The 25739-nt window shown below is 72.9% G+C and carries 16 protein-coding genes; 8 read left to right on the top strand and 8 right to left on the bottom strand.

Going from position 1 to position 25739, the window contains the following annotated elements; translation table 11 throughout:
• Positions 1 to 22: 22 nt before the first annotated feature.
• The 5 genes from IF09_RS0135935 to IF09_RS0135915 all read right to left on the bottom strand — a co-directional run bounded on the left by IF09_RS0135935 (position 23) and on the right by IF09_RS0135915 (position 6931).
• Positions 23 to 1813, bottom strand: a complete 1791-nt coding sequence (locus IF09_RS0135935) for a 2-isopropylmalate synthase (protein WP_030303178.1) — start codon at positions 1811 to 1813, stop codon at positions 23 to 25.
• A gap of 158 nt (positions 1814 to 1971) precedes the next feature.
• The gene (locus tag IF09_RS0135930) at positions 1972 to 3249 is read right to left on the bottom strand and encodes a cation:proton antiporter (protein WP_051833507.1); all 1278 of its coding nucleotides are present in this window, start codon (positions 3247 to 3249) and stop codon (positions 1972 to 1974) included.
• Positions 3250 to 3321: 72 nt separating this feature from the next.
• Entirely contained in the window at positions 3322 to 5154 is a 1833-nt protein-coding gene (locus IF09_RS0135925; protein ID WP_158710154.1) for an AfsR/SARP family transcriptional regulator, read from the bottom strand.
• Between the two features lie 248 nt (positions 5155 to 5402).
• The gene (locus tag IF09_RS0135920) at positions 5403 to 6479 is read right to left on the bottom strand and encodes a DMT family transporter (protein WP_078613673.1); all 1077 of its coding nucleotides are present in this window, start codon (positions 6477 to 6479) and stop codon (positions 5403 to 5405) included.
• 20 nt (positions 6480 to 6499) lie between these two features.
• Positions 6500 to 6931, bottom strand: a complete 432-nt coding sequence (locus IF09_RS0135915; RefSeq protein ID WP_030303171.1) for a DUF2000 domain-containing protein — start codon at positions 6929 to 6931, stop codon at positions 6500 to 6502.
• Between the two features lie 49 nt (positions 6932 to 6980).
• On the opposite strand from IF09_RS0135915, the gene IF09_RS0135910 reads away from it, so the two are divergent.
• The 3 genes from IF09_RS0135910 (at position 6981) to IF09_RS0135900 (ending at position 10309) form a co-directional block, all read left to right on the top strand.
• Positions 6981 to 7805 carry an AraC family transcriptional regulator gene (locus IF09_RS0135910; RefSeq protein ID WP_030303169.1) on the top strand — a complete coding sequence of 275 codons (825 nt, stop codon included), beginning with the start codon at positions 6981 to 6983 and terminating at the stop codon, positions 7803 to 7805.
• Positions 7806 to 7864: 59 nt separating this feature from the next.
• Positions 7865 to 8392, top strand: coding sequence for a 2'-5' RNA ligase family protein (locus IF09_RS0135905; RefSeq protein WP_030303168.1), 528 nt, complete (start codon positions 7865 to 7867; stop codon positions 8390 to 8392).
• A 195-nt stretch (positions 8393 to 8587) separates the two neighbouring features.
• Positions 8588 to 10309 (top strand): PP2C family protein-serine/threonine phosphatase, encoded by a 1722-nt coding sequence (locus IF09_RS0135900; protein WP_030303166.1) that lies wholly within the window; start codon positions 8588 to 8590, stop codon positions 10307 to 10309.
• Positions 10310 to 10470: 161 nt separating this feature from the next.
• On the opposite strand, the gene IF09_RS0135895 is transcribed toward IF09_RS0135900, so the two are convergent.
• Both IF09_RS0135895 and gntD read right to left on the bottom strand, forming a co-directional pair.
• Positions 10471 to 11736: an MFS transporter gene (locus tag IF09_RS0135895; RefSeq protein WP_030303164.1), complete on the bottom strand. Its 1266-nt coding sequence runs from the start codon at positions 11734 to 11736 to the stop codon at positions 10471 to 10473.
• Positions 11737 to 11801: 65 nt separating this feature from the next.
• Positions 11802 to 12893 (bottom strand): guanitoxin biosynthesis L-enduracididine beta-hydroxylase GntD, encoded by a 1092-nt coding sequence (gene gntD / locus IF09_RS0135890; RefSeq protein ID WP_051833506.1) that lies wholly within the window; start codon positions 12891 to 12893, stop codon positions 11802 to 11804.
• 279 nt (positions 12894 to 13172) lie between these two features.
• On the opposite strand from gntD, the gene IF09_RS48150 reads away from it, so the two are divergent.
• Both IF09_RS48150 and IF09_RS0135880 read left to right on the top strand, forming a co-directional pair.
• Positions 13173 to 13295 (top strand): hypothetical protein, encoded by a 123-nt coding sequence (locus IF09_RS48150; protein ID WP_267882201.1) that lies wholly within the window; start codon positions 13173 to 13175, stop codon positions 13293 to 13295.
• 104 nt (positions 13296 to 13399) lie between these two features.
• A complete protein-coding gene (locus tag IF09_RS0135880; protein ID WP_030303157.1) occupies positions 13400 to 14482 on the top strand; it encodes a hypothetical protein in 1083 nt (360 codons plus the stop codon).
• Between the two features lies 1 nt (position 14483).
• On the opposite strand, the gene IF09_RS0135875 is transcribed toward IF09_RS0135880, so the two are convergent.
• Positions 14484 to 14885 (bottom strand): ACT domain-containing protein, encoded by a 402-nt coding sequence (locus tag IF09_RS0135875; protein ID WP_030303154.1) that lies wholly within the window; start codon positions 14883 to 14885, stop codon positions 14484 to 14486.
• Between IF09_RS0135875 and IF09_RS0135870 the strand changes: the two genes are divergently transcribed.
• The 3 genes from IF09_RS0135870 (at position 14850) to IF09_RS46060 (ending at position 25551) form a co-directional block, all read left to right on the top strand.
• Positions 14850 to 21962 (top strand): non-ribosomal peptide synthetase, encoded by a 7113-nt coding sequence (locus IF09_RS0135870; protein WP_030303152.1) that lies wholly within the window; start codon positions 14850 to 14852, stop codon positions 21960 to 21962. The two genes, IF09_RS0135875 and IF09_RS0135870, sit on opposite strands and share 36 nt — an antisense overlap.
• Entirely contained in the window at positions 21959 to 25327 is a 3369-nt protein-coding gene (locus IF09_RS0135865; RefSeq protein WP_030303150.1) for an amino acid adenylation domain-containing protein, read from the top strand. Before IF09_RS0135870 ends, IF09_RS0135865 begins: the two co-directional genes overlap by 4 nt.
• A 62-nt stretch (positions 25328 to 25389) precedes the next feature.
• Positions 25390 to 25551, top strand: coding sequence for a hypothetical protein (locus IF09_RS46060; RefSeq protein ID WP_158710153.1), 162 nt, complete (start codon positions 25390 to 25392; stop codon positions 25549 to 25551).
• Positions 25552 to 25739: the final 188 nt, after the last annotated feature.

Raw genomic sequence — 25739 nt, 5'->3', positions numbered from 1 at the left:
GGTGCGGGAAGGGGGTCGGCGGTCAGGCCTGGGCGCGGTTGACGGCCGAGGTGATGGCGCCGAGCCGGGCGCTCACCTCGTCGCCGGCGATCGCGGCCCCGTACCCGGTCGTGCCGTCGAGGCTGATCTGCGCGTAGGCGGCGTACCGCGTGCCGAGGCTGTCGGTGAGGGCGTGACCCGTGGTCTCGGCGATCTCCACCGCCAGTCCGCCGCCGGCCAGGGCCGCGGCGTAGGCGGCGGCCGTGTCCTCGCCGGAACCGGTCAGCCGCCTCTCCCGGCCGTCGGCGTCGACGACCAGGGCGTCGACGGTCGAGGCGGTCCCGTCACCCGTCAGCTGGAACTCCTTCAGCAGCAGGGAAGGGTGGTCGAATTCGAGATACATACCGGCGAAGATGGCTCGCAGCTCCCGGGAGGTCAGCTCGATACCGTCCCCGTCGGCCACCTGCTGCACCTCGCGGGCCAGCTCCACCCGCATGCCGCGGGGGAGGTCCAGCCCGTAGGCGCTCTTGAGCACGTGGGCCACCCCGCCCTTGCCCGACTGGCTGTTGACCCGCACCACCGACTCGTAGGTGCGGCCGACGTCCTTGGGGTCGATGGGCAGGTAGGGGACGTCCCACGGGACCTCGGTGGTGGAGGTGCCCGCCTCGGCGGCCTTGCGTTCGATCGCGGCCAGGCCCTTCGCGATGGCGTCCTGGTGGGTACCGGAGAAGGCCGTGTACACGAGGTCGCCGCCGTAGGGGTAGCGGGGAGGCACCTGGAGCTGGTTGGCGAACTCCACGGTGCTGCGGATCTCGTCGATGTCGGAGAAGTCCAGCTGCGGGTCGACACCCTGGCTGAACAGGTTCAGGGCCAGCGTGGCCAGGCAGACGTTGCCGGTGCGCTCGCCGTTGCCGAACAGGGTCCCCTCGATGCGGTCGGCGCCGGCCATGACGGCGAGTTCCGCGGAGGCGACCGCGGTTCCCCGGTCGTTGTGGGGGTGCACCGAGAGGATGACCGCGTCGCGGCGGTCGAGGTTGCGGTGCATCCACTCGACCTGGTCGGCGAACACGTTCGGCGAGTCGGTCTCCACCGTCGTCGGCAGGTTCAGCGTCACCGGACGGTCCGGGCTCGCGTCCCACAGCGAGGTGATGGCGTTCGACACCTCGAGCACGTATTCGGGCTCCGTGACGTTGAACGTCTCCGGCGAGTACTCGAACCGCAGCTGCGTGCCCTTGGTCGCGTCCGCTCGGCGCGCAATGTGTTGCGCCGAGCGGAGGGCCATCTGCTGCACCTCGTCGGCGCTCATTTGGAAAACGACTTCACGCCACAGGCAGGCGGTCGCATTGCAGAGGTGCACCATGGCCCGGTCCGCGCCTTCGATGGCCTCGAAGGTCCGGTCGATCAGTTCGGGCCGGGCCGGCGTGAAGACGGATATCGTCACGTCGTCGGGGATCCTGTCCTGCTCGATCAGAGTGCGCAGGAACAAGAAGTCCGCGTCGCTGGCCGAGGGGTATCCGACCTCGATGTCCTTGAATCCCATACGGACGAGGAGGTCGAACATGCGGCTCTTGCGTTCGGTGTCCATCGGGCTGCTGAGTGACTGGTTCCCGTCGCGCAGGTCGACCGAGGCCCACAGCGGCGCCCTCACCAGGGACTTCGCAGGCCAGGTACGGTCTGCCAGGTCGTACGGGAGACGGGATCCGAGCCGCTCGTAACGCTGGAAGGGCATCGCCGATCCGCGCTGGGCGTTCCACCACAGCTGGTCGTCGCGACGCGGGCCGGCAGGGGTCCTCAGCCGCGATACGGCGAGGGATTCCGGTGCAACCTCGATCATTTCTTGCCTCCCTTGGAAACTGCGGAACGGCGCAGTCTGCGGCGAGTTCGGATTCCTCGACCTGATGTCGGCAAACGTATGACGAGGCGTCCTCGATGCATCCCCGAGCGATCCTCATGCCGCCCTCAGGCCGCCCTCAGCTCGTCTTCAACCCGTCTTCAACCCGTCTTCACGGCCTTTGACGACGGAGCGGCGGGACGGTCGGCGGCGGAACCGTCCGGCGGGACTACCGGGGAGGCCTCGGGCAATACGCGGGTCAGCTTCAGCAACGGCCCGGTCATGGCGGTCGTCACGACGGCCATCACGACCATCATGGAATAGAAGTCCTGGTTGATCAGACCCATCTCCAGGGCAACGGCCACGATGACGATCTCCGTGAGTCCGCGGGTGTTCATGAGTACGGCGGCCGGCACGGCCGTGGCGTGCGGGAGCCCGGAGAGCCTGGCACCGGCATAGGAGCCGGCCGCCTTCGAGGCCACGGCGACGACGATCACGGCGGCCAGTGTGAGCAGGGCGGCCAGGTCGAAGGCGGAGAGGTCGACCTTGGTGCCGGCCACCACGAAGTAGAGCGGAAGCAGGAGGTGCCCCACCTGTTCCATGTTCCGCATGATCTGGGTCCGCAGCTCGCCCCGTGTGCTGCGGGGCATCGCCGCACCGAATGCGAACGCGCCGAAGATGAAGTGGATCCCGAGCCATTCCGTGGCCGCGCAGGACAGCATCAGGCCCACGACCAGGGCGGGCACGATCCGCCCGGCGCCCACGTCCCGTACTCGGGCCCGCTCGACGAACGCGCCGAGAACGGGCCGGACCACGGCGAACATGACGGTGAGGTACACCGGGAGCAGCATCATGCGCCACTGCCCCGCGGCCCCCGCGTACGCGACGACTCCCGCCAGGCAGGCCCAGGCCACCAGGTCGCCGACAGCCGCGGCCGCCAGGGTGAGGCCGCCGACCGGGTGCCTGTTCAGGCCGCGGTCCGCGAGGATCCGGGCCAGCACGGGGAACGCGGTGACCGACATGGCCACCCCGACGAACAGGACGAAGCCCGTGTGGCTGCCGGGAGCGTAGGTACGGGCCAGAGGGACGGCCAGTGCGGCACCCGCGACGAGGGGGACGGCCACGGATCCGGCGACCAGGCCCATCGTGGCCTTCCTGCGGCTGCGCAGGAAGCCGGCGTCGATCTCGTAGCCGATGATGAACATGAAGGTGGCGAGGCCCACGTTGGCCAGGGCTCCGAGCAGGGGCTTCACGTCGGCGGGCAGAACGGCGTCGGACCCTGCCTGGGTGAGGACCATCGGGCTGGCCAGCAGCCCGGCGCATATCTCGCCGACCACAGCGGGCTGCCCGAGTCGGCGGGCGAGTGTCCCGAAGACCTTGGCGGCGCCCAGGACGAGCGCAAACGTGAGGAAGAAGTCCGCGAGAGTGTTTCCGGTCATGGCGAAGCTCCGTGAGGGCGCAGTGGAGGAAGGCGGAGGAGGGAGAGGGCGCGGCGGGCTCGGGCCGCCGGCTCAGGCGGCCAGCGGCTCGGCGCTCAGGTCACCGTGTCGTTCCGGCTGCGGTCCGCTCGTGCCGTCGTGCCCGGGGAGCTGCGCGCAGTACGTCTTCACCAGCGGGTGCATGCGGTACTGTCCCGGCTCCGGCTGGAACAGGAGGTGCTCGTCGACCAGGCTCTCGAGCATCTGCTCGGCGATGAAGGGCGGCAGTCCGGCCAGTACGGACGTGGACGCCACGTCCGTACGTTCCCCTTCGGCCGTGCCGAGGAGGCGCAGCAGCCGCTGCTGACCCGCGTTCAGATGCCGGTAGGAGGCGTCGAAGCAGGCCACGAGCCCGCCGTGCTCCGTCTGCAGGTCGGCGAGCCGCAACGCCGGGTCCGCGAGCCGCTGGGCCAAGTACCACACCTGCCAGGAAGGCCGTCGTCGCAGGCGCGCCGCGGCTGCGGCGACGGCCAGCGGCAGATCGCCGCAGTGGTCCAGAATGCCGCTGACCTCATCGCGCCTGGGCTCGGGGTGCCGCTTGCCCAGCAGCTGGCAGAACAGTGCGTACCCCTCCTCGCGGGACACGGGGTCCAGGGACACCACCCGGGTGGGCGACACCGCGGTCATGGTCAGGCGGCGCCTGCTGGTGACCAGGGTCAGGCACTCGTCACCGGCCGGGAGCAGCGGCCCGATCTGCTCCGCGCCGACAGCGTTGTCCAGGACGACCAGCATCCGCCGGCCGGCGGTGCGTCCGCGCCACATCTGGACCAGGGCCTCGACCGAGTCGGGCAGTTCGCCTTCGGGCAGGCCGGAGAGCACGAGCAGCTGGCGCAGCGCGGCGCGGTGGCCGAGCGGGTCCTCGTGCCGGGTGTGGCCGCACAGGTCGAGGAAGATCCGGCCGTCCGGGTACCGGTCCGCCACGCGATGGGCGACGTACACCGCGAGGGTGGTCTTGCCCACGCCTCCCATGCCGTCGACGGACAGCACGCGGCGCGGCCCGGCGGCCGTGCCGCCGGCGAGGAGGGCCTCGATCTCCGCAGTCCGGCCGACGAAGTGCCCGCTCTCGAACGGCAGGTTGTCCGGTACGGGTACGCCGGCATCGGCGGTGGAAGCGGCGTCGACGGGCACAGCGGGGAAGGGGACGGGCGGGGCGGAGGGCGCGATCCGGACGGCGGGTGCGGCTGCTGGGGCCGCCGCGTCGACGTCCTCGCGCAACATCAGCTGGTGGACTTCGAGCAGTTCGGGGCCGGGGCTCAGACCGAGCGACTCCGCCAGGTTGCGCCTGGCCTGTTCGTACACGGTGAAGGCGCGCGCCCGGGCGCCGGAGCGGTGCAGGGCGAGCACGTACTGGGCGACCATCCGCTCGCGCAGGGGGTATTCGGCCACCCAGGCCGCGAGCTCGCTGACGAGGCTCTTGTGCCGGTCGTGGGCGAGTTCCAGGTCGATGCACTCCTCGGCAACCGAGAGCCGGCCCTCGTTGACGCCGGCGACCTGGGCCTGGAGGGTGGCGCTCTCGATCCCCGAGAGCATCGGACCGGTCCACAGGGACAGCGCGGCGCGGAACTCCACGATCGCGTCCGGCTTCCGCCCCTGGCCGAGATGGGTGCGCGCCTGCGCCAGATGCCGGCGGAACTCGTGGAGGTCGAGCCTGGCGTCGCCGATGTCGAGCTGGTAGCCGTCGGCGACGGGAGTGATGACGGCTCCGCTGGGGGCCAGGATATTGCGCAGGTCGGATACCGCATTGCGGATCTGTTTGCCCGCGGTGCTCGGCGGCGTGGTTCCCCAGACCGAGTCGACGAGACGTCCGATGGATGTGCGCCGGCTCTCTGCGGTCAGGAGCGAACCGAGCACAATCTGATGTTTCATACCTCTCAGAGGTACTGTGCGCCCGCTCACCTTGAGCTGAAGCGGCCCCAGCACCCGAAACTCGACTTCAGACATGAAGTTGAGACCCCGATCTTGCATTCCGTACGGATGAGCTTCATTTCCGTGCACGCGACGCTGGGTGCACGTGGGGGTTGGGAAAGCAGTCACCCACCCAGGGCCGGGGCGAGGCCCTGAGCGGGTGATGAGCGGGCACAACGCCTTCCCCCCGGAGGCGTTGCGGCATTTCTCTAGTTGTCTTCCACTGTCCGTCCAGCCGTCGAGGCGGCCTTGCGGTGGGATTCCCGGCCGTCGGCTCCCGAAAGGGGAGCGGGTGCGGCCTGCCCGGATTCCCGATCGGTCTCCCGCTCGGTCTCCTGCGCGGGCTGATCCGGGGCCTGGTGACGGAGGCGGCCCTGCGTCACGGCCAGCAGGGCGCCGGCGAGCATGACGGCGGCGCCCGCCAGCTGGAGTCCGCCGAACGACTCGCCCAGGAAGACGACGGCGCAGGTCACCCCGAACACCGGGACGGAGAACATGATGACGGTCGCGGTCGAGGGGCTGACGACCCTCAGGCCCCGGTAGTAGAAGAGGTAGGCCATGGCGGTGGGGCCGACGGCGAGGTACACGACGTTCAGCCATGTCGTCGAGGACAGCGCGCTCCACTCCACGTCCGGGAACGCGGGCACGGCGAAGAGCAGCAGGGCGAGCGCCCCGGCCAGGGTGCCGAACGTGGTGGCCCGCAGCGGGTCCATGCCGACCAGGACCTTCTTCGAGGCGATGCTGTACACGGCCCAGGAGAGTGCGCCCAGAAGGTAGACGAGGTCCCCGGTCAACCGGGACCCGCCCGCATCCACGCCGGTGCCCCCCGCGCCGATGAAGAACACGACGGCGCCCGACACTCCCAGCGCCAAGCCGCCCATTCGGGCTCGCGAAGCCTTTTCCCGGCCCAGGGCCAGGAGAATTCCCGTCGTCATGACCGGACTCAGAACCGGAACGATGATGCTTCCGTCGATCGAAGGGGCCAGGGAAAGACCCCAGAAGAAGAACAGGTTGTACGCGAAGACCCCGACGAGTCCCACTGCCGCCGCACGCGCAATTTGCGAACGTGTAAGCGACGGCCCCTGTGACTTCCGCCCGATGAAAGCGAGCAGAACCACCAGGATGACCGCGCCGCCACCGAAGCGGAGAACAGCGGCGACCTGGTGGGGCATATGGCCGACCACTGATTTAGAGCTGGCGAAAGCACTACCGAAGAGCGCCATGGTCGCGAGCAGGTACACATACGCCTGTGCGGATTCACTCCGCAGCGACGTTTCCTTTTCCATGCCACGCCCCTAAGGAGACGTCACGGGTGCATTCGAGCACCCTTGATGATCTTGTCTACCGCGTTGCGCGGCCCGTATACGGCCATGCCGACGAGGTCCAGCTGGTCCCGGTGGACGGCTGCAACGGCGGCCCGGTTGTCCCGGTCGTTGTTGGTGGTGAAGAGGTCGGCAGTGAAGACCGACAGGGGCAGACCCCGGCTGACGGCACGCTGGTGCGAGGTGGTCAGGGCCTCTTTGCTCGCCTCGAAGACCAGGACCGGCTGGCGGAACATGGGCAGGTACTCGGTCTCATCGGCGTCCGAATAGGGTTCACCGATTACTTCCGGAACCTTGCGCCCGATTCCACTCACGAGAAAGGCGGTCATGTTGAGGCGCTGCCACACCTGAAGATCGTCACGCAAGACCACGGCGATCTTTGTCTCAAAACGAACGGGTTCGTTCACGCTGTCCATGGATGAATCAAACCCCGAGCACCCAGGTCAAGTCTTGTACGATCTTTGCATGCTTGATCATCCGCAGGTCCGCGCATGGCGCCCCGCCCTGGCGGGAATCGAAGAGGTCTACCACGCCCGCATCACCGACCACGTCTATCCCATGCACACGCATGACTCCTGGACTCTGCTGATCGTCGACGACGGCATGGTCAGATACGACCTGGACCGGCACGAACACGGTGCCCTGGACCAAATGGTCACGCTGCTGCCCCCACACGTCCCACATAATGGACGCTCGGTCACCCCGACCGGCTTTCAAAAAAGAGTTGTATATCTCGACTCCTCACAGCTGGGCGACAGACTCATCGGCTTGGCTGTGGACAGCCCCGTCATGGACGACCTCCTGCTGCGCCGGCGCATCAGCCAGCTGCACCAGGCGCTGGAGCACCCCGGCGACGAACTCGAGGCGGAGAGCAGGCTGGCACTGGTGTCCGAACGCCTGCGCGACCACCTGGAACGGCACTTCGAGGACCGCACCCCCACCCGCGACGCCGGCATCGCGCACCGGCTGCGCGACCTCCTCGACGAGAAGTTCGTGGAGGGCGTCAGCCTCCAGGACGCCTCGGCGGCGCTCCATGTCCACCCCGCGCACCTGGTCCGGGTGTTCAGCAGGGAGTTCGGCATGGGTCCGCACCAGTACCTGACCGGACGGCGCGTGGACCTGGCCCGCAAACTGCTGCTCGCAGGCATGGCACCGCGCCTGGTGGCGGCCTCGGCCGGCTTCTACGACCAGTCCCATTTCAACCGGCACTTCAAGCGCGTGCTGGGCACCAGCCCGGGCCGCTACGCCCGCAGCGGCCCGGCCCGCCACCTGGCCGATTCACCGACCTGAACCACCCCGGACGAACCCCCCGCTCGGCCCCCCAGACACCAAGGCGCGATGATGAGGGAGTGCCAGAGCCAGGAACCACTGCCGTCGTCATTGTTCTGCCCGATGCCGCCCCGCTCCTCGATGCGGCGTGGCGCATCGACCCCGCTCTGGTGCGTCGTGGAGTTCCGGCGCACGTCTCGCTCCTCTACCCGTTCGTGCCGGCATCGGCGCTGACGGATCAGGACGAGAAGGGCGTGCGTTCCCTGGCGGCGAGTCTTCCGGCAGCCGATCTGCTCTTGGAGGAGGTCGTGACGGCGTCCGGCTTCGTCGCCGTAGCCGTTCCGGGACTCCAACCCATCGTCGATGCGTTTCGCGCCCGGTGGCCCGGGTTGCGCCCGTACGGGGGCCGCTTCGGGGCGCGGCCCGCCGCCCATGTCACCGTCGCTCTGGGGGCAGACGACCCGACGGCCGCCGCCCATGTGCGCGCTGCGGTCGGCGGCCTGCTGCCGCTGCGCACCCATGCGGCGGCGGTCCAACTGGTGGTGCGGACGGAGGAGGGCTGGCGGCCGCGGTTCACCGCGCCGCTCGGCGGTCCGGACAGGCAGTGAACATCGCCGGCCTGGGGACATCGCCCAGCGGTGGCTGGGGCGGACATTGACGACACCCCTAGCTGACGACCCAGTTCGTCCCGCTCAGCAGCGCGTCACGCTCGGCCTGTCCGTTCCCGGGCGAGGGGGCACGGTCTTGTACCTTCGGTTCGGACAGGGTTGATCCAGGGTCTTGCTCCACGCCGGTGAGGACCGATGACTCCAGTGATTCCGCAGGATCCCGAAACGCTCAAGCAGGTCGTCGCGAGCGAGGTGGCCGCGCTGCGCACCGCCGCCCGCCAGGACGCGGGCGTACGCCTGGACCACGCACCGGCGCCCGGTCCGCAGGACGGCGAGCCGGCCGAGGTCTGCCCGTGCGGCGCGGGCGACGGGCCCGGGCATGCGTGCGGCGACCAGGGGGACGGCCACGACCCGTGGGCGTGTGTCTGCGCCACGCTACCTGCGATCCCCGTGTCGGCGGCGCTGCTGGTACCCGTACGGGACGAGAACGGACGGACCGGGGACTTCACCGTCCGGGCAGGGAACCACGTCCGCTCGGCCCCGTGGCTCGACGCTCCCGACGGGCACATCGGGCGGAGGCTGTTGGAGGTCCAGCCCGGAGCGGCGGCAGGTGGGCTCATCGACGCCCTGGCGGAGGTTCTGAGTACCGGTCGCGCCCTGCGCGCGCATGCCGTCGACTACACCGAGCAGCGCAGCGACGGCCTTCACCGTGCCCGGCTGCTGTACGACGCCGCGTCGTGCGGGGACCAGGTGCTGGCCACCTGGAGGCCCGCCCGCAACCGCACGGAAATGCTGTCGCTCGACGCGCAGTACATCGGCTCCATGGGCTGGGGCACGTGGGACCTGCTGTCCGGCGACACCACCTGGTCGGAGGGGCTGCACGCGATCTTCCGTACCGAGGAGGGGCGTGCGCTGTCGCTGGTGGAGCTGTGCGACGCCGTACTCCTGGACGACGTACCGCGGTTCGCCAAGATGCTGACCGCTCTCCTGGAAGGCGAGGAGCCGGCGGGTTCGGAGGTCCGCTTCAGCGTGCTGGGGGAGATCCGCACCCTCCACCTGGTAGGCCATCCCGTCATCGCCAGGGACGGACTTCCCTGGGCCCTGCACCTCATCGCACGCGACCTGACCGCCCAGGTGCGCAGTCGCCAGCGGCTCGCGGCGACCCGCCGTCAGAGGGAGCAGCTGCGCGAGGAGGCGGCCGCCGAGCGGCGCGTGGCCACTGCGCTGCGGGAGGCGCTCCTGCCGACCCACTCGGCGGAACTCGCCGAACTCGGACTGTCCGTGGCGGCCGCCTACCTGCCCGCGGAGCCGGATGCGGCTGTCGGCGGCGACTGGTACAAGTGCCGCCTGCTGCCGGACGGACGGATCCTCCTCGCCATCGGTGACGCGTGCGGCCACGGCCTGAGCGCGGTCGCCCGGATGGCGCAGCAACGACACGCCCTCGCGGGCCTCGCACATGCGCCGAACACCCACGCGGGGCAGCTGACGACCTGGCTCAACGAACTGCTGTGCGGCGACCATGCTGCGGAAACGGCGACCGGGATCATCGGCCACATCGACGGGGAGCGCAATTTCCGCTGGGCGTGCGCGGGCCATCCGGCACCCTTGCTGCTCCGCGACGGTCGGGCGTCGGAACTCGACACCTCCCACCGGGGGCCCCTGTTCGGCCTGCTGCCCGGACACGAGTACGCGACCGCGACCGTCCCGCTCCGTCGGGGCGACCTCCTGCTGCTCTACACCGACGGCATGGTCGAGCGGCGCGGGGAGGACATCGGCCAGGGTATCGACACCCTCCGCAGGGTGCTGGTGTCCTGCGCAGGGCTCGGCGCGCAAGAGGCCATGGACCGCCTCATGGCCGCTTTCACGCCCGAGGGGAACGAAGACGACACGTGTCTGGTGGCGGTGCGGCTCGACTGAGCGGTCCGTGGAACGGACTACCCGTCCAAGTGGGGCAACGACGTCGCCAAGGACAACAACGGCACCGTCATCCCCGACTGCTGAACGGATCGCCATGCGCGGACGGCCCGACGGATGGTCATCCGTCGGGCCGTCCGCGCCGCAGGTTCAGCGCCGTGGTGTCATGCCACGGCTTCGGGCTGTGCGACGGGTTCGGCGGGCTTCCGGGCCTCGGCGTCGGGCGGGGATGCCGTCAGCGTCGTGCGGGCGGAGAGAAGGGCCGGGCCGCACAGGGCGAGTGCCAGGAAGATGCCGCCACCGGCGATCACGAAGACCAGGCGGGCGTGGCTGTCGGGGCTGAGCAGGCTGCCGGCCAGGTAGCCGGCCGTGCTGCCGAAGAAGGCGGCGGAGGACAGCGTGCCGCCCACCCGGCCCAGCACCTCGGCGGGAACGGCCTTCTGCAGCAGCGTCTCCTCGCCGACGTTGGCCACACCGTTGCCCAGGCCCGCGATCAGCTGCATGGCGATCGCGGCGAACAGCACCGGCGCGGCGGCCGTCAGCAGCAGGCCCAGGCCGGTGAAGAACCAGCCCGCCAGCAGCACCCACACGGGCGAGCGGCTCTCGGCGGTGCGGACCAGCCACAGCGAGGCGGCGACCATGGCCACGCCGAACGACGCGGACAGGATGCCGAATCCGGTGTCGCCGGCGTCCAGGGTGTGCTCGGCGAGGAAGACCAGCGCCAGGTTGTCGAGCGAGCCGAAGAACAGGCCGAGCAGGAGCAGCAGCACGATGGCCCGGGACACGCGGTGGTGCCGTACGAACTTCAGCCCCTCGACGGTGTCGCCCAGCAGGGTCCGTCGCTGGCCGGTGCGCAGCGGCTCCAGTGCCGGGATGCGCGTCAGCAGCAGCGCGGAGACCACGAAGCTGCCCGCGTTGACGGCCAGCGCCCCGTACTCGCCGCCCCAGGCGGAGAACACGCCGCCGAGGACCGGGCCGAGCGCTGCCTGGAGGTTGAAGGCGGTGCCCATCCACGCGTTGGCGGGCATCAGGTCCTTCTCGTCGACCAGGCGCGGCACCACCGTACGGCCGGCCGCGGAGAAGACGGTGGAGGCCGCGGCGGCCACCGCGACGAGCGGCACGAGGACGGCGAGTCCGGGCCGTGCCAGTACGACGATCCCGAAGACCAGGGCCTGGACGAGCTCGGCGGCGATCAGCAGGCGCCGCACGCCCATCCGGTCCGCGAGCGCCCCGGCGAGCGGTCCGAAGAACCGCGGCACGGACTCGGCCAGGAGGATCAGCGACACACCGGTGCCGGCGTGGTCACCGCGGCTGACCAGCAGGACGAGTGCCACCATGGCGGCGCCGTCGCCGACGAGCGAGACCGCGCGTGCCAGCCAGAACCGGCGGAACAGCCGGTGGCGTCGGATCAGATTGGGTTCTGCGGCCAAGGCCTTGGATCCTTTCAAGGGGAAAACGGGCGGTCCGCGCGCGGCGTGAGCACGGCGGCGGTGGGTCAGGCCACGGCCCGGCCGTGTTCGCCGTGCCGGGATCCGGCGCTGCGCCGCAGATCGGCCGTGAGGTTGATGCGCTTGAGCCAGCGGTCGGTGCCGTCGTAGCGGGGGGTGAACGGCCGGCGGCCGTGCACCGCACGCTTGTTGTCGATGACGAACAGGTCGCCGCGGCCGATCACCACGTCGGTCAGCTTCGCCTCGATCGCGGTCAGCAGGGCGTCCTGCGCCTCGGCGGCCTGCGGGTCGAGCGGGTTGGTGTGCATGAACGGCGGGTCCACGCGCAGCCACGGGGCCGCGGGGTCGCCCTCCAGCAGGGCGATCGGCTCGGGCCGGTTCGCCATGGTGTCGATGCGCCGGAACTGATCGGCTCCGGCGGCCTCGGCCGCGTCGGCGGCGCCGGTGGCCACGTTGAAGCTCTTGGTGTGCGACTGGTCCGGGAGGATCGCGAAGCGCTTCTCGAAGAGGACGGCGCGGTGCTCGTCGCTGAGCTCGATGTCCTCCATGGCCGCGAAGGTCGTGGGCACCGCGTCGTGGTTGCGCAGGCCCAGCAGGATCATCCAGTCCGCGCGGTGCGGGTGGAAGGCGTCCTCGGTGTGCCAGTCGAGCATGGCGGTCGATCCCGAGCCGAGCTGGTCCAGCTCGTGCCCGGGCACCGGGAACAGGTCGAGGAGCAGCCGGCCGCGCTGCTGGCTGCTGAACGAGAAGGGCTCTCCGAGCAGGGAGCCGACCAGGCACAGGACCGCGTCCGCGTGGCGCAGCTCGGGGCGGTCGGGGCGCTCCTGGTAGCTCATCGGGGTGGGGCCCAGCGCGTTCTCGTCGATGAGCAGCCCGCTGATCAGGAATCCGGCGTTCGGGGACCCGGCCAGGCGGAACTCGGTCAGCAGCCGCCGCAGCGAACGCGGCAGCTCATGGGCCATCAGGGCGGCGAGTTGGAGGGATCGCCGGGCGTCCAGCGAGGCCGAGGCCCGCGCGTACTCGTGGGCGAGTGCGGCAACGCTGTGGCGCTCGTCGGGCAGGAGTTCGATGCGCGGGACCTCCGGCCCCGGCTGTGACGCGGTGGCCGGTGCGATGGGGGCCGGTGCGACGGTCTGCATGGTGGCTTCCTTCCTCAGGAGACGTGAGGTTGGCGCAGCCTCTCAGGATCCACTCGAATTGCGCTCAACGACGTCACCCGTCCTTGCGCCCCCACCAGTCTTCCCTCCAGGCAAGTCGGTCTGTGTGCCGCCTCGATCGTCTCTCAAGCGGTTCTGTAGCCGAGCAGGTTGTTCTTGATCTCGGGAAAGGCCGAGGCCCCGAGCGGCACCGGCCCCGACCACGCCGGAACCCGCAACCCGCGGATCCGGAGTTCCACCAGAACACGACCAGGAGTCGACGTGACCCAGAACAAGATGGACCAGCAGTCCGTGCAGACCACCAACAAGCCGGCGGCCGAGAACAAGGCGTCGATCAGCTCCCGCATCAGCAAGTACGGGAAGTACGACCGCCTCGAGGGCTGATTCGAGTCGTGTTCCGGGGTGTGAGTGAACGCCACTCACACCCCGGCACGCCTTTACAGGGAACGGCACTCACACCCCGGCAACGCCTTTACAGGGAGGTTTCCTTGAGCACCGCACAGCCCGTACCGATCAGCCCGGAGCAGTTCCGCAAGGTGTTCGGGGGTGACCTCGCAGACGTGTTCCTCCTGGTCACGTCGCCGGGCGTGCGCAGCGCGCTCACCGTGGAGACCGGCACCGTCCCGGTACAGGAGTTCACCTGGACCGGCCCCGACTCCCGCGCGGGCCTCATCGCCGAGATGGCCGCCATCCGCGCCTCCGGCCGCCGCGCCTCCGTCCTGTGGATCGCCGACGACGAGTTCGTCCACTTCGACGACGAAGACCTCGTCGGCATGGCCATGGGCGCCTTCTCCAGCTTCTCGGTGCCCTTCTCCGTGGAGAGCCTGCGCAACAACATCCGCGTCGTCGCCGAGGTCGACTACGAGCGCGAGCTCGGCATCGAGGAGGAGTTCCTGACCCTCCTCGACCAGGCCGACGACATGCTCTTCCTCGGCCGCGAGTTCGGCACCGAGGCCGTCTTCCAGCACCAGCTCTCCGAGCACTGGTTCTCGCTGCACGGCCCGCTCCTGCCCGGCCAGCAGGTCGTCCTGCCCACCGGTGAGCTGAGCTCGCTGGTCAACGCCTCGGGCGAGTTCGAGCTCCACACCCACTTCACGCTGAACGGCGAGATCACCCTCCAGGGCGCGCCCATCGTCCACCGCGGCGGTCACGAGACCAGCCTCGCCGAGACCGAGCAGGTCTACCGCGACCTCGCCGGGATGATCGACCAGCCGGCGATCATCACGCTGGCCGAGGGCCGCATCACCGCCGTCCGCCCGGCCGTCGCCGGACGCACCGAGTTCGCCACCAACCTCGAGAAGCTGCTGGCCAAGGACGACCGCTACGCCAAGCTGCACGAGATGGGCTTCGGCACCAACGCCAGCTGCGCCCCGCTGATCCCCGGCAACCACTTCGCCAACGAGCGGCACCCTGGTGTGCACCTGGGCCTGGGCCTGGGCACGTTCACGCAGTTCCACATCGACCTGATGAGCACCGCCATCGACGTGGTGATGCGCGGCGTGGACGGCCGCGACGTGGAGCTGTTCCCGGCCCTCGGCCTGGCTCCGGCCCGGATCCTCACCGGCGTGTGAGTCAGTCCGACGACAGCGTGTGCCCGGCCGCTTCCAGAGCGGTCCGGGCCCGCTCGTATTCCCCGGCCGGTACGAGTACGAGGTCCGCGTCGAACGTCGACACGGCGAACACGCCGATTCCGGCCCCGGCCAGCGGCACCAACAGGCTCGCCAGCATGCCGGGCAGGTCCAGGGAGTGTGCCCCGGCCCCGTACAGCCCGCGGTACGGACCGCTCGCGCCGGACGCGCCCGGCAGCCGCTCGGCACACACCACGGTGAGCCCGTCCCGCGCCCGGGTGACCGAGGACCACGGACGGCCGGGCAACGGGGGAACGGGGGCATCCGCCGGCAGGCGGTGCACCCACAACTGATCAGGGAGGACGTAGAGGTGCTGCGCAACGATGGTGACGGAGAGCTCGGCCATGGGGACGACCCTAAGGCGTCGGCCGCGGAGGCCGCATTCTGGCTCCCGCGCCTGAACGGCGCCTGCCGCGAACCCCTGCTGGAGCCCGCGGGCGCGCCCGGCGCCGTCGCCGCACCGCCCGGCCGGGTGGCCCCCGAAGCCGCCGCCGCCCTGCACGCGATGACGGGCGGCGCTCCCGAAGGCCTGCTGCTGCTCACCGTCGCCGCCGCCCGGATCGTCCTCGCCCGGCTCACCGGGTCCACCGGGTCCGGGGCACCGGGGCGGGTGCCGGTCCTCGTACCGGCCCTCGGCACACCGTCCGACGGGGCCGAGTTCGCGCTGCTGGCCCCCATGGACCCCGGCGCGCCCGCCACCGACTTCCTGGAGGCCCTGCACGCCGAGCTGGAGCAGGCTTCCGCCCGCCCCTGGCGGGACGGGGACGCGCTCGGCGCCCGGCTGGACGCCGTCACCCCCGGCGCAGGCTCCGCCCTGGCCCAGCTCGCCGTCGTCTGCCCGGCCCTGTACGGGGACCGCACGCCGGCCCCCCGGGCCGCCCTGGTCCTGCGTGCCGAACCGGCCCCCGACGGCGCGCTGTCGGTGACCGCCCACGGCAGCGCCGACCTCACCGCGGCCCTGCCCCGCTGCGTGGCCGCCGTCCTCGAGGCCCTCGCCGCCGACCCGCGCCGGACCCCGGCGGAGGCGGACGTGCTCGGCGCCGCCCAGCGCGCCGAACTCCTCGCCCTCGCCGCGCTGCCCACCCCCGCGGCCTTCGAGGCCGCCACCCTCACCGCCCTGTTCGAGGAGTCCGCCCGGCGCACCCCCGACGCCGTCGCCGTCACCGGCGAGGGCCGCACCCTGACCTACCGGCAGCTCGCCGCCGAGGCCGGGCGGGCCGCCGCCGCGCTCACCGCACGGCACGGCATCGGCCCCGGCGACGCCGTCTGCGTCATGGCTCCGCGCGGCGCCGACCTCGTCACCGCCTTCCTCGCCGTCCTGCGCACCGGCGCGGCCGTCGTCCCCCTCGAACACCGCCACCCCGCCGCCCGCGTGGCGTTGCTGGCCGGGCTGAGCGGCGCCCGCCTGGTGCTGCGCGCCGAGGGGTACGGCCCCGCCGACGAGGCGCTGCCCGTCCCGGTGGCGGGCCTGACCGCCCTGCTCGCCGCAGCGCCGGCCGACGCAGACGTCCCCGACGCCGCCGAGCCCGGGGCCGCGGCCATGGTCCTGTTCACCTCCGGATCCACCGGCACGCCCCGCCCGGTCGCCGTGTACCACGACCAGCTGTGCCACAAGATGCTGACGGAGGTCGGCGCGCTCGGCATCGACGCCGCGACCCGTACCGCCCTGCTCTCCGCGATCACCTCCGACGCCACCGCCTTCCAGGTCTTCGCCACGCTCTTCGCGGGCGGCACCCTCGTCGCCGTCGGCGACCCCGACCGGCTCGACCCGCACGCGCTGTGGCAGCGGGTCCGCGACGGCGAGGTCAACCTCGTCAACTGCGTGCCCGGGCTCCTCTCCGTCCTGCTGCGCGCCCTGCCCGAGGGCGGCGAACTCCCGCTGCGCCACCTGCTGCTGGGTGGCGACACCATCGCCCGCGGGCTGCTGCCGCGGACCGCCGGGCGGCTGCGCATCGCCACCTTCGCCAATCTGTACGGGCCCAGCGAGGCCACCGTCGAGGCAACCATGTTCATCCGGGACGGAGCGCTCGCCCAGCGGCTCGACCGGGTGCCGGTCGGCCGCCCCTCCCCCGGCTACGGCGTGTTCGTGGTCACCCCCTCCGGCGAACTGGCCCCGCCCGGCGTACCGGGCGAGATCCACGTGGCCGGACCCGGTGTCGCCCCCGGCTACCGCGGGGACACCGAGGCCACCGCCGCCCGCTTCGGGCGCTCCCCGCACGCCGGCGACGCCCGCGTCTTCCGTACGGGGGACCAGGGCCGCTGGAACGCAGACGGCGAACTGGAGTTCCTCGGCCGCGCCGACGGCCAGGTCCAGGTCTTCGGCACCCGGGTGGAGACCGGCGAGGTCGAACAGGCCCTGGTCCGGCACCCGGAGGTGGTCGAGGCCGTGGTCGTGCCCCGCACCGCCGCCGACGCCACCGTGACCCTGCACGCCTGGTACGTGGCCCGCCCGCAGGCGCCCGGGGGCGCCCCGCTCGCCCCCGCCGCCCTCGCCGCATGGCTGCGCGAGCAGCTGCCCTCCCCGATGCTCCCGGCCGGCCTGCACCGGCTCGAGACGCTGCCGCTCACCGTCCACGGCAAGGTGGACCGGGCCGCGCTGCTCGCGCTCCCCACCGCTGCGCAGGGCCCCGGCTGGCAGCCCGCCGACACCCTGGAGCAGCTCGTCCACGACGCCTGGGCCGAGGTGCTGGGCCACCCGCCGCACTCCGCCGACGAGGACTTCTTCACGGCCGAGGGCCACAGCCTGGCCGCCGTCCAGCTCGTCGCCGCGCTCTGCGAGGGCACGGGACGCCCCGACGCGGCCCGCGTGCTCGACGTGCTCGACCTGCGCACGCCGGGGGCGCTGGCCGCCGTACTGCGTGAACGCGGGGCCCTGCCCCGGGACCCCGGTGCGCACGCGGCGGTCGCGCCCGCCGCACGGGCACCCCGGTCCGGCAACACGTTCCCCGCCTCCAACGCCCAGCGCCGGATGTGGCTGCTGGACCGGCTGGACGAGTCTCCGGTCCCGCCGTACACGATGGTCGAGGCCTACCGGCTCGACGGCCCCGTGGACGAGGGCCGGCTCGCCGACGGCGTCGACGCGCTGGTGGCCCGGCACGAATCCCTGCGGACCGTCCTGCGCCAGACGCCCGACGGACTGACCCAGGTCATCCTCGACCCGCCCTCCGCCGTCCTCGCCACCGAGCGGGACGTCACCGTGGACGAGGCCTTCGCCCGGGCCTGCCGCCACCGCTTCGACCTCGCCGAGGGCCCGCTGGCGAAGGTCTCCTGGCTGCCCGACCCCCGGTCCGGGAGCGGGCCGGAGCCGGGCGGGGTGCTGCTGTTCACCGTGCACCATGCGATCTGCGACGGCTGGTCCTTCGGCCTGCTGATGCGCGACCTCGTGCGCTCGCTGACCGGCTCACCGGCCGGCGGGGCCGCCGCCCAGGATCCGGCTCCCACGTACACGGAGCACACCGACCGGATCGCCGCCCGGCTCGCGGGGCCGGCGGGCGCGGAGCACCGCGCGTACTGGCAGCAGCGCCTCGCCGGCCTGCCCGAACCGCTGGAACTGCCCGCCGACCGGCGCCGCCCCGCCGTCCGCAGCGCCGCCGGCGGCACCGTACGCCTCACCCTCGACCCGGAACTCACCCGCGCCCTGGCCGAGCTGTGCCACGCGAGCGCGGCCACCCCGTTCATGGGCTTCACCGCGGCGCTGCGCGTCCTGCTGTGGCGGCTGTGCGCGCAGCCGGACGTCCTGCTGGGCACCGTGGTCGCGGGCCGGCCCGACCGGCGGTCCGCCGAGACGGTCGGGCTGTTCGCCAACACCGTGGTCCTGCGCACCCCGGTGGACCCCGTCGGCTCCTTCCGCGAGCTGCTGGCCGCCGTACGCACCACCGCGCAGCAGGCCATGGCCCACCAGGAGTACCCGTTCGAGCAGCTCGTCGAGGACCTCGCGCTGCCCCGCGACCCCAGCCGCAACCCCGTCTTCGACGTCCTCGTCGAGGCCGTCCTCGACGACGGCGCGCCCGGCGCCGCCGCCGGCGGTGCCGGTCCGGTCGTGCGCCACCTCGACCTCGAACAGCCGGTCAGCGACTTCGACCTGGCGTTCAGCTTCCTCGACGCCCGGGCCGGGGCCCCCGGCGAGCTGTGGGTCGGCTACACCGACGACCTCTTCGACCGGGACAGTGCACGCCGCATGGGGCAGCGGCTGGTCCACCTGCTCGCCGGGCTGCTGGCCGGCCCCGACGACCCGCTGCCCGGGATCCCCCTCCTGCCCGCCGCCGAACGGCGCTTCCTGCTCGACGAGGCGAACGACACCACCGCCCCCTTCCCCGAGCACCGGACCCTCCTGGACCTGGTCGAGGAGCAGACGGCCGCCGGCCCCGGCCGGCCCGCCGTGGTGCACGGCACCACCGTCCTCAGCTTCGCCGAGCTCGACGCCCGCGCCGAGGCCGTGGCCGCCCGGCTGCGGGCGGCCTGCGCCGCGGGCCCCGGAACGCTGGTGGCCGTGGTCACCGAGCGGACCGAGTGGATGGTCGTGAGCGCGCTCGCCGTCCTGAAGACCGGCGCCGCCTTCGTCCCGCTGGACCCCGAACAGCCCGGCGACCGGCTCGCGTTCGCCCTCGCCGACAGCGGGGCGCTCGCCGTGCTCGCCGACGGCCCGTACCACGCGAAGACCGCCGACCTGACCGGCCTGCCCGTCCTCGACCCGCGCGCCCCCGCGGAGCCCGGCACCGCCCCCGCCCCGCTGCCGCCCGCGCACCGGGCCGGTCCGCACGACCTGGCGTACGTCATCTACACCTCCGGCTCCACCGGCCGCCCCAAGGGCGTCATGATCGAGCACCGCGGCATCGTCAACACCGTCCACTACCGGGCCGGCTACTACGGGTTCGGTCCGGACGCCGCCGTGCTCCAGGTGCCGCCGCTGCACTTCGACAGCGGGGTCAACGACATCTTCTCCGCGCTGGTCGCCGGCACCCGGGTGGTGGTCCTCGGCAAGGACCGCCTCCTCGACGTCGAGCACCTGGCCGAGGAGATCGGCCGCAACGCGGTCACCCACATCATGCTGGTCCCCAGCCTCTACCAGCTGATGCTGGAGCGCTGCGCGCCCCGGCTCACCTCCGTCCGCCAGATCGTCCTGGTCGGCGAGAGGCTTCCCGAGGCCCTCGCCGCCCGGCACGCCGAACTGCTCCCCGGCACCGTCCTCTACAACGAGTACGGGCCCACCGAGGACAGCGTGTGGACCACCGTCCACCGGATCACCGACCCGGGCGCCGATGTCCTGATCGGCCACCCCATCGCCAACAAGACGGTCGACGTCGTCGACGCCCACGGCGACCTCGCCCCCGTCGGCGTCCCCGGCGAGCTGTGCATCTCCGGCGCGGGCCTTGCCCGCGGCTACCTCGGCAACCCGGAGCTGACCGCCGACCGGTTCGTTCCGCACCCGCTGCGCCCCGGCCGGCTCATGTACCGCACCGGCGACCGCGCCGCCCGGCGGCCCGACGGCAACCTGCTCTTCCTCGGCCGCATCGACGACCAGGTCAAGATCCGCGGCCAGCGGGTCGAGCCCGGCGAGGTGGCGGCCGTCCTCGCCGAGCACCCGGACGTCCGGCGCTGCGCCGTCCTCGCCGTGCCCGACGAGCGCGGCGAACTCGGCCTCGTCGCCTACGTGGTGGGCACAGCCGCCCCGCACGCCCTGCGGGCCCACCTCGCCGAGCTGCTCCCGGCCGCAATGGTCCCCCGTACGTACGTCGCGATCGACGAGCTGCCGCTGAACCCCAACGGCAAGCTCGACCGCCGCGCGCTGCCCGCCCCGCCCCGCGAGGAGCCGCCCGCGCGCGCGGACCTCAACCCCACCGAGGAGCGCGTGGCCAAGATCTGGGCGGACGTGCTCGGGGCCCCGGTCACCGACCCCGAAGCCGATCTGTTCTCCCTCGGCGGCCACAGCCTGACCGCCGCCCGGCTCGCCGCGGCCCTCCAGGAGGAGTTCGGCGTCCGGGTGCCGCTCGTCACCGTCTTCCAGCAGCAGACCGTACGGGCCCTCGCGGCCGTGCTCGGGCAGCCGGACGGCATCCCGCTCGGCGCCCCGGCCGCCCCGGCGGCCGTGCCCCTGCTCGCGCCCGCCCCCGACGGCGCCGCCCTGCCGCTCTCCCGCGCCCAGCGCCGGATCTGGATGGCCGCCCGGACCAGCCGCAGCCCCGTCGCCCTGAACATCAGCGACGCGGTGCGGGCCGGCCGGACGCTCGACCCCGGCGTGCTCGCGGCGGCCGTCACCGCCCTCGCCGACCGGCACGAGGCGCTGCGCACCCGGGTGGCCGTCATCGACGGCACCGTCCGGCAGATCGTCATGGACCGCCTCCCCGACGGGCCGCCGCTGTCGGTCCTGCGCGTCGAGGGCGGCGACGAGGCCGTCGCCGAGGCGGTGCGTGCCGCCCACGAAACCCCGTTCGCCCTCGCCGCCGGCCCGCTGTTCGCGGTGCGGCTGCTGACCGGCCACCCCGGCGGCGACATCCTGGTGATCACCGCCCACCACATCGTGTACGACGGCGACAGCGCCGCCGTGGTGGCCCGCGACCTGCTGGCCGCGTACGACGCCCTCGCGGCCGGACGCGAACCGTGGGACGGCCGCCCCGCCCGCCCGTACCGCGACTGGGTGGCCGAGGAGGCCGCCTGGCTGGAGGGCCCCGAGGCCGCCCGCCAGCGCGCGTACTGGACCCGCACCCTCTCCGGGCCGCTGCCCCGCCTCGACCTGCCGGGCGCCGGCCCCCGCGAGGGCGCCGGATCGCAGGGTGCGGGAGTGGTCCGCCGCGACCTGCCCGCCGCCGTGCTGCACGCTGCTGCCGGGAGCGGGGGCGCCACCCCGTTCAGCGCCCTGCTCACCGCCTGGGCGCTGGTGCTGCACCGCCGTTCCGGCAGCGCCGAGGTGATCATCGGCTGCCCGGCCGGCACCCGCGACCGTGCGGAGACCGCCGAGACCGTCGGCTGCTTCGTCAACCCCCTGCCGGTGCGGCTCGCCCCCGGCGAGGCCCGCGGCCCGGCCGAGCTGCTGGTCCAGGTGCGCGACCGGCTGGCCGAGGCGTACGACAACGCCCGCTTCCCCTTCGACACCACGGTCATGGAGATCGCGGAGCGGCCCACACGCGGGCGCCGGTTCGTCTACGACGCGGGACTGAGCTGGGAGACGCCCGAACGTCTGGAGGGCGGCCCCGAGTTCCTGCCCGCGGCCCCGTCGCAGGCCCCGCTCGCCGACGACCTGCGGATCTACGCGAGCGAGCGCGACGGCCGGGTGCTGCTCGAACTCGTCTACGACCGGGCGCTGTTCCCCGGGGCCACCGTCGAGGGGCTGCTCGACGAGGTGGTGGGCCTCCTGCGCGCGCACCCGTCCTGGTACCCCGCCCCACTGATCCACCGTACCGACGAGCACCGGCAGGAGCAGCAGTGACCACCTGGCAGCAGACACTGGCCGCACTCAACGACACGGCCGCGCCCGTACCGCAGGGCCCGGTGGCGCACCTGCTCGCCGAGCGCGCCCGCCCGGTCGCGGACCGGCCCGCCGTGCTGGCCCGCGACCGGGAGCTCACCCACGGGGAACTGCACGGCCTCGCCGAGGCGCTCGCGGTACGGCTGCGCGAGCGCGGGGCGGGCCCGGGCGTCCTGGTCCGGGTCTGCCTGCCCCGCTCCGCGGAGCTGGTCGTCGCCGTCCTCGCGGTGCTGCGCGCCGGAGCCGCCTACGTACCGCTGGACCCGGACCACCCGGCCGAGCGGCTCGCCCAGCTCGTCGAGAGCGCCCCCGCGCCCATCACCCTGACCAGTGCCCGGCTCGCCCACCCGTTCCCGGCAGCGGGTGTGCTGGAGGTCGACCTGGACGCGCTGGGTGTGGCGGGGGGCGAGCCGGACGACGCGCCGGGCGCCGTCGGCCTTGCCGTGCCCGAGCCGGGCGGGCCGCAGCCGGGCCCGGCCGACCTCGCGTACGTCATCCACACCTCGGGTTCCACCGGCCGCCCCAAGGGGGTGGCCATCGAACAGCACTCCCTGGCCAACCTGCTGGAGGCCACCGCCGTCCCCTTCGGCCTCGCCCCCGGCCGGCGCGTGCTCCAGTTCGCCAGTCCCGCCTTCGACGTCTCGGTGTGGGAGATCCTCGCGACCCTGTGGGCCGGGGCGGCCGTCGTCGTCTTTGACGAGCCCGTCGCCTCCGCCGAGGCGCTGGCCGCACTGGTCCGCGAACGGCGCGCCGACACCGTGTTCCTGCTCGCCGCGCTGCTGGCCCAGCTGGACCCGGCCGCCTTCCCGGGCGTACGGACGGTCGTCACCGGCGGCGAGTCCTTCAGCCAGGCGCTGGTGGACCGCTGGGCCCCGGGCCGCGACTTCATCTACGTCTACGGGCCCACCGAGGCCACGGTGTTCCAGTCCTGGCACCGGTGCCTGCCCGGCACCCCCGGGGAGCCGGCGTCCATCGGCCGCCCGATGGCCAATCTGCGCTACTCGGTGCGCGACGGCTCCGGCGCACCGGTCGGCCCCGGCGTCGAGGGCGAGCTGTGGATCGGCGGTGCCGGCGTGGGCCGGGGCTACCTGGGCCTGCCCGACGCGGGCGCGCCACGCTTCGTACCCGACCCCGACGACCCCCGTCCCGGGGCCCGGCTCTACCGCACCGGCGACCTGGCCCGCCACCGCCCGGACGGCACCCTGGACTTCCGCGGGCGCGCCGACCGGCAGGTGAAGATCCGCGGCTTCCGCATCGAGCCCGGCGAGGTGGAGGTGGCGCTCACCGCTCTGCCGGGCATCGTGGCCGCCGCCGTGGTCGTGCCGGAGGGGACGGCGCAGCCGCTGCTCGCCGGGTACGTGGTCACCGACGGGCCGATGCCCGCCGACTGGCGGGCCAGGCTGGCCGAGAGGCTGCCGTACTACATGGTTCCGGCGGCGGTGATCCCGCTGGACCGGATGCCGAGCACTCCCAACGGGAAGATAGACCGCCGCAGCCTCTCCGCCCGGCCGCTCCCCACGGCGCTGTCGGCCGTAGCGGCCGTAGCGGCTGTTGCGGCTCCCGGCGGCTCCGCGGATGCCGGTGCCTCCGGCGGTGCGGTGGTGCCCTCTGCCGGGCTGCAGCCCGAAGGGCATGCCGGCGGGGCGGCGGACCGCGTCCGTGCCGTGCTGCGGGACCTGTTCTCCGAGGCGTTCGGCCGACCGGTCTCGGACAGCGGCGACTTCTTCCTGCTCGGAGGCACCAGCCTCAAGGCCGCCTCTCTGGCTGCGGCGGCAGCGCAACGGCTGTCCGTACCGGTCCGCGTCCGCGATGTCTTCGAATGCCCGAGCGTCACCGACCTCGCCGACCGGCTGGCGCCACGCCGTGCCACTTCCCCTTCCTCTGCCTCTGCCTCTGCCTCTTCCTCTTCCTCTTCCTCTGTCTCTGCTTCTGCCTCCGTCTCGGCCGAGGCCGAGGCCGAGGCCGAGACCGTGGCCCCGGCCGCGGGCGCCGACGGGTCGCAGGGCGTCAGCGGGGCTCAGCGGTGGCTGTGGCTGGAGGACCGGACCCGGGGTACGGGGGCGCGCGGGAGCGCCGCGTACCACGTGCCGATGTTGCTGGAGTGCCACGGCGTCGCCGATCCCGAGGTGCTGGGCGCCGCGTTCGCCCGCCTCCAGGAGCGCGAGCCGCAGCTGCGCACCGTCTTCCGCGAGGAGTGGGGGGAGCCGGTTTCCGGCCCCGCCGCCGAGCGCGCCCGCCTGGCGGTCCTGGACCTGCCCGACGAGGCTGCCCGCGCGGCCGCCGTACAGGAGTGGGCCCACGCGCCGTTCGACCTCGCGCACGGGCCGCTCGTGCGGGCCGCACTGCTGCGCCGCCCCGGCGGCCGGGACCAGCTGCTGGTCGTCCTGCACCACATCGTTTCCGACCAGACCTCGCTCGAGATCATCGCCCGGGCCCTGGCCGGAACCGGTCCGGACGCGGCTCCGGGAGTGCCGGGCCACGCTGCGTACGAGCAGCCGTCCGGCGGGGACGAACTGGCCTACTGGCGGGGCCGGCTGAGCCCGCCGCCGGCTCCGCTCCCGCTGCCCGTCGACCATCCGCGCACCGGCCCGGCCGGCCGGGCCACCGCGGTCACGGCCGTCCACCTCGACGCCGCCGAACTGGAGGCGCTGGAGGAGCTCGCGCGCGGCCGCCGTACGGGGCTGTTCCCGGTGCTGGCCGCCGCCGTCGCCGCCACGCTGCACGAGGCGACCGGCGCCGGCGACATCAGCCTCGGCACGGCCGTCAGCCGCCGCCCCGCCCTCGGGCCCGGTCCGGCGGGCGCGGTCGGCTGCATGGTCAACACCGTGGTCCTGCGGACCGCCGTACAGGGCGGAACGCCCTGCGTCGCGCTGGTCGACGACCTCGCGGACCAGGCGGTCGGCGCGATGGACCACGGCGGTCTGCCGTTCAACGAGCTGGTGCGCACCCTGGACCCGCCGCGGAGCCCGGGCCGCAACCCGTTCTTCGACGTGTGGGTGACCCTCTGGGACGAGATCGACACCGGCCCGGGCGCGCTCCGGCTCACCGGCGGCGCCATCCCGCTGGCCGAGGGCCTGTTCGAGCTCTCGTTCCAGTTCGCGCGTAGCCCACGCGGCTTGAAACTGCTCCTCCAATACGACTGCGCACTCTACGAACCGGGCACGGCACGGGGACTGGCCGAAAGGGCCGCCCACGCCGCGCGCCGGCTGTCGGCGGCCGGCCCGCAGGCCCCGGTCCGCTCGCTCACGCCCCCGGTGGAGGCCCCACAGGCCCCCACCGGCCGTCCGGCGTTCGCAGGCTTCTCCTGGGGCGCCGCTCGACCCTGAACCGCTCCGATCACCTTCATGCGGAGCCGCATCGGCGCCGCACCCACCCGAAAGCAGGAGACATGACCGAGTACACCCGCCCGGGCAACACCGCTTCCGACGCCACCGGATCCGCCGCTCCCGCCGCCGCGCCGGCGCCGCGCCGCCGCTTCACCGTCCAGCGCGGCGGCTGCGGCTGCGAGGGCAAGCCGTCCCCCACCGCCCAGCAGAAGGACAACAGCTGACGACGTCGGGGCCGACACCACCTGGTGCTGTGGCCGGAAAGGTTTGCCGGGGCGCGGCGTCCGGTGCGGTGCATCGCAAGGCGGAGGGGCGCGGCTCGTACTGGACGTACTTGCGCGGTCCGACAACGCGGCGAGGTGCCGTGCCGGGCGTCGCGACCCGGTGAACCTTGCCGGTCACAGCACTAGCG

Origin of the sequence: Streptomyces katrae (assembly GCF_000717655.1) — a bacterium.
In the GTDB taxonomy this organism is placed as follows: Bacteria; Actinomycetota; Actinomycetes; order Streptomycetales; family Streptomycetaceae; genus Streptomyces; species Streptomyces katrae_B.
The sequence above is the reverse complement of the archived record's forward strand: the minus strand, read 5'-3'. Positions and strand labels throughout refer to the sequence as shown.

Bases quoted from the DNA above. Each gene is read 5' to 3' on its own strand.
- IF09_RS0135915 (WP_030303171.1), bottom strand. From the start codon at position 6,931: ATGGACAGCGTGAACGAACCCGTTCGTTTTGAGACAAAGATCGCCGTG.
- IF09_RS0135875 (WP_030303154.1), bottom strand. From the start codon at position 14,885: ATGGCCGAGCTCTCCGTCACCATCGTTGCGCAGCACCTCTACGTCCTC.
- IF09_RS0135900 (WP_030303166.1), top strand. From the start codon at position 8,588: ATGACTCCAGTGATTCCGCAGGATCCCGAAACGCTCAAGCAGGTCGTC.
- IF09_RS0135910 (WP_030303169.1), top strand. From the start codon at position 6,981: ATGCTTGATCATCCGCAGGTCCGCGCATGGCGCCCCGCCCTGGCGGGA.
- IF09_RS0135935 (WP_030303178.1), bottom strand. From the start codon at position 1,813: ATGATCGAGGTTGCACCGGAATCCCTCGCCGTATCGCGGCTGAGGACC.
- gntD (WP_051833506.1), bottom strand. From the start codon at position 12,893: ATGCAGACCGTCGCACCGGCCCCCATCGCACCGGCCACCGCGTCACAG.
- IF09_RS46060 (WP_158710153.1), top strand. From the start codon at position 25,390: ATGACCGAGTACACCCGCCCGGGCAACACCGCTTCCGACGCCACCGGA.
- IF09_RS0135930 (WP_051833507.1), bottom strand. From the start codon at position 3,249: ATGACCGGAAACACTCTCGCGGACTTCTTCCTCACGTTTGCGCTCGTC.
- IF09_RS0135920 (WP_078613673.1), bottom strand. From the start codon at position 6,479: ATGGAAAAGGAAACGTCGCTGCGGAGTGAATCCGCACAGGCGTATGTG.
- IF09_RS0135925 (WP_158710154.1), bottom strand. From the start codon at position 5,154: ATGAAACATCAGATTGTGCTCGGTTCGCTCCTGACCGCAGAGAGCCGG.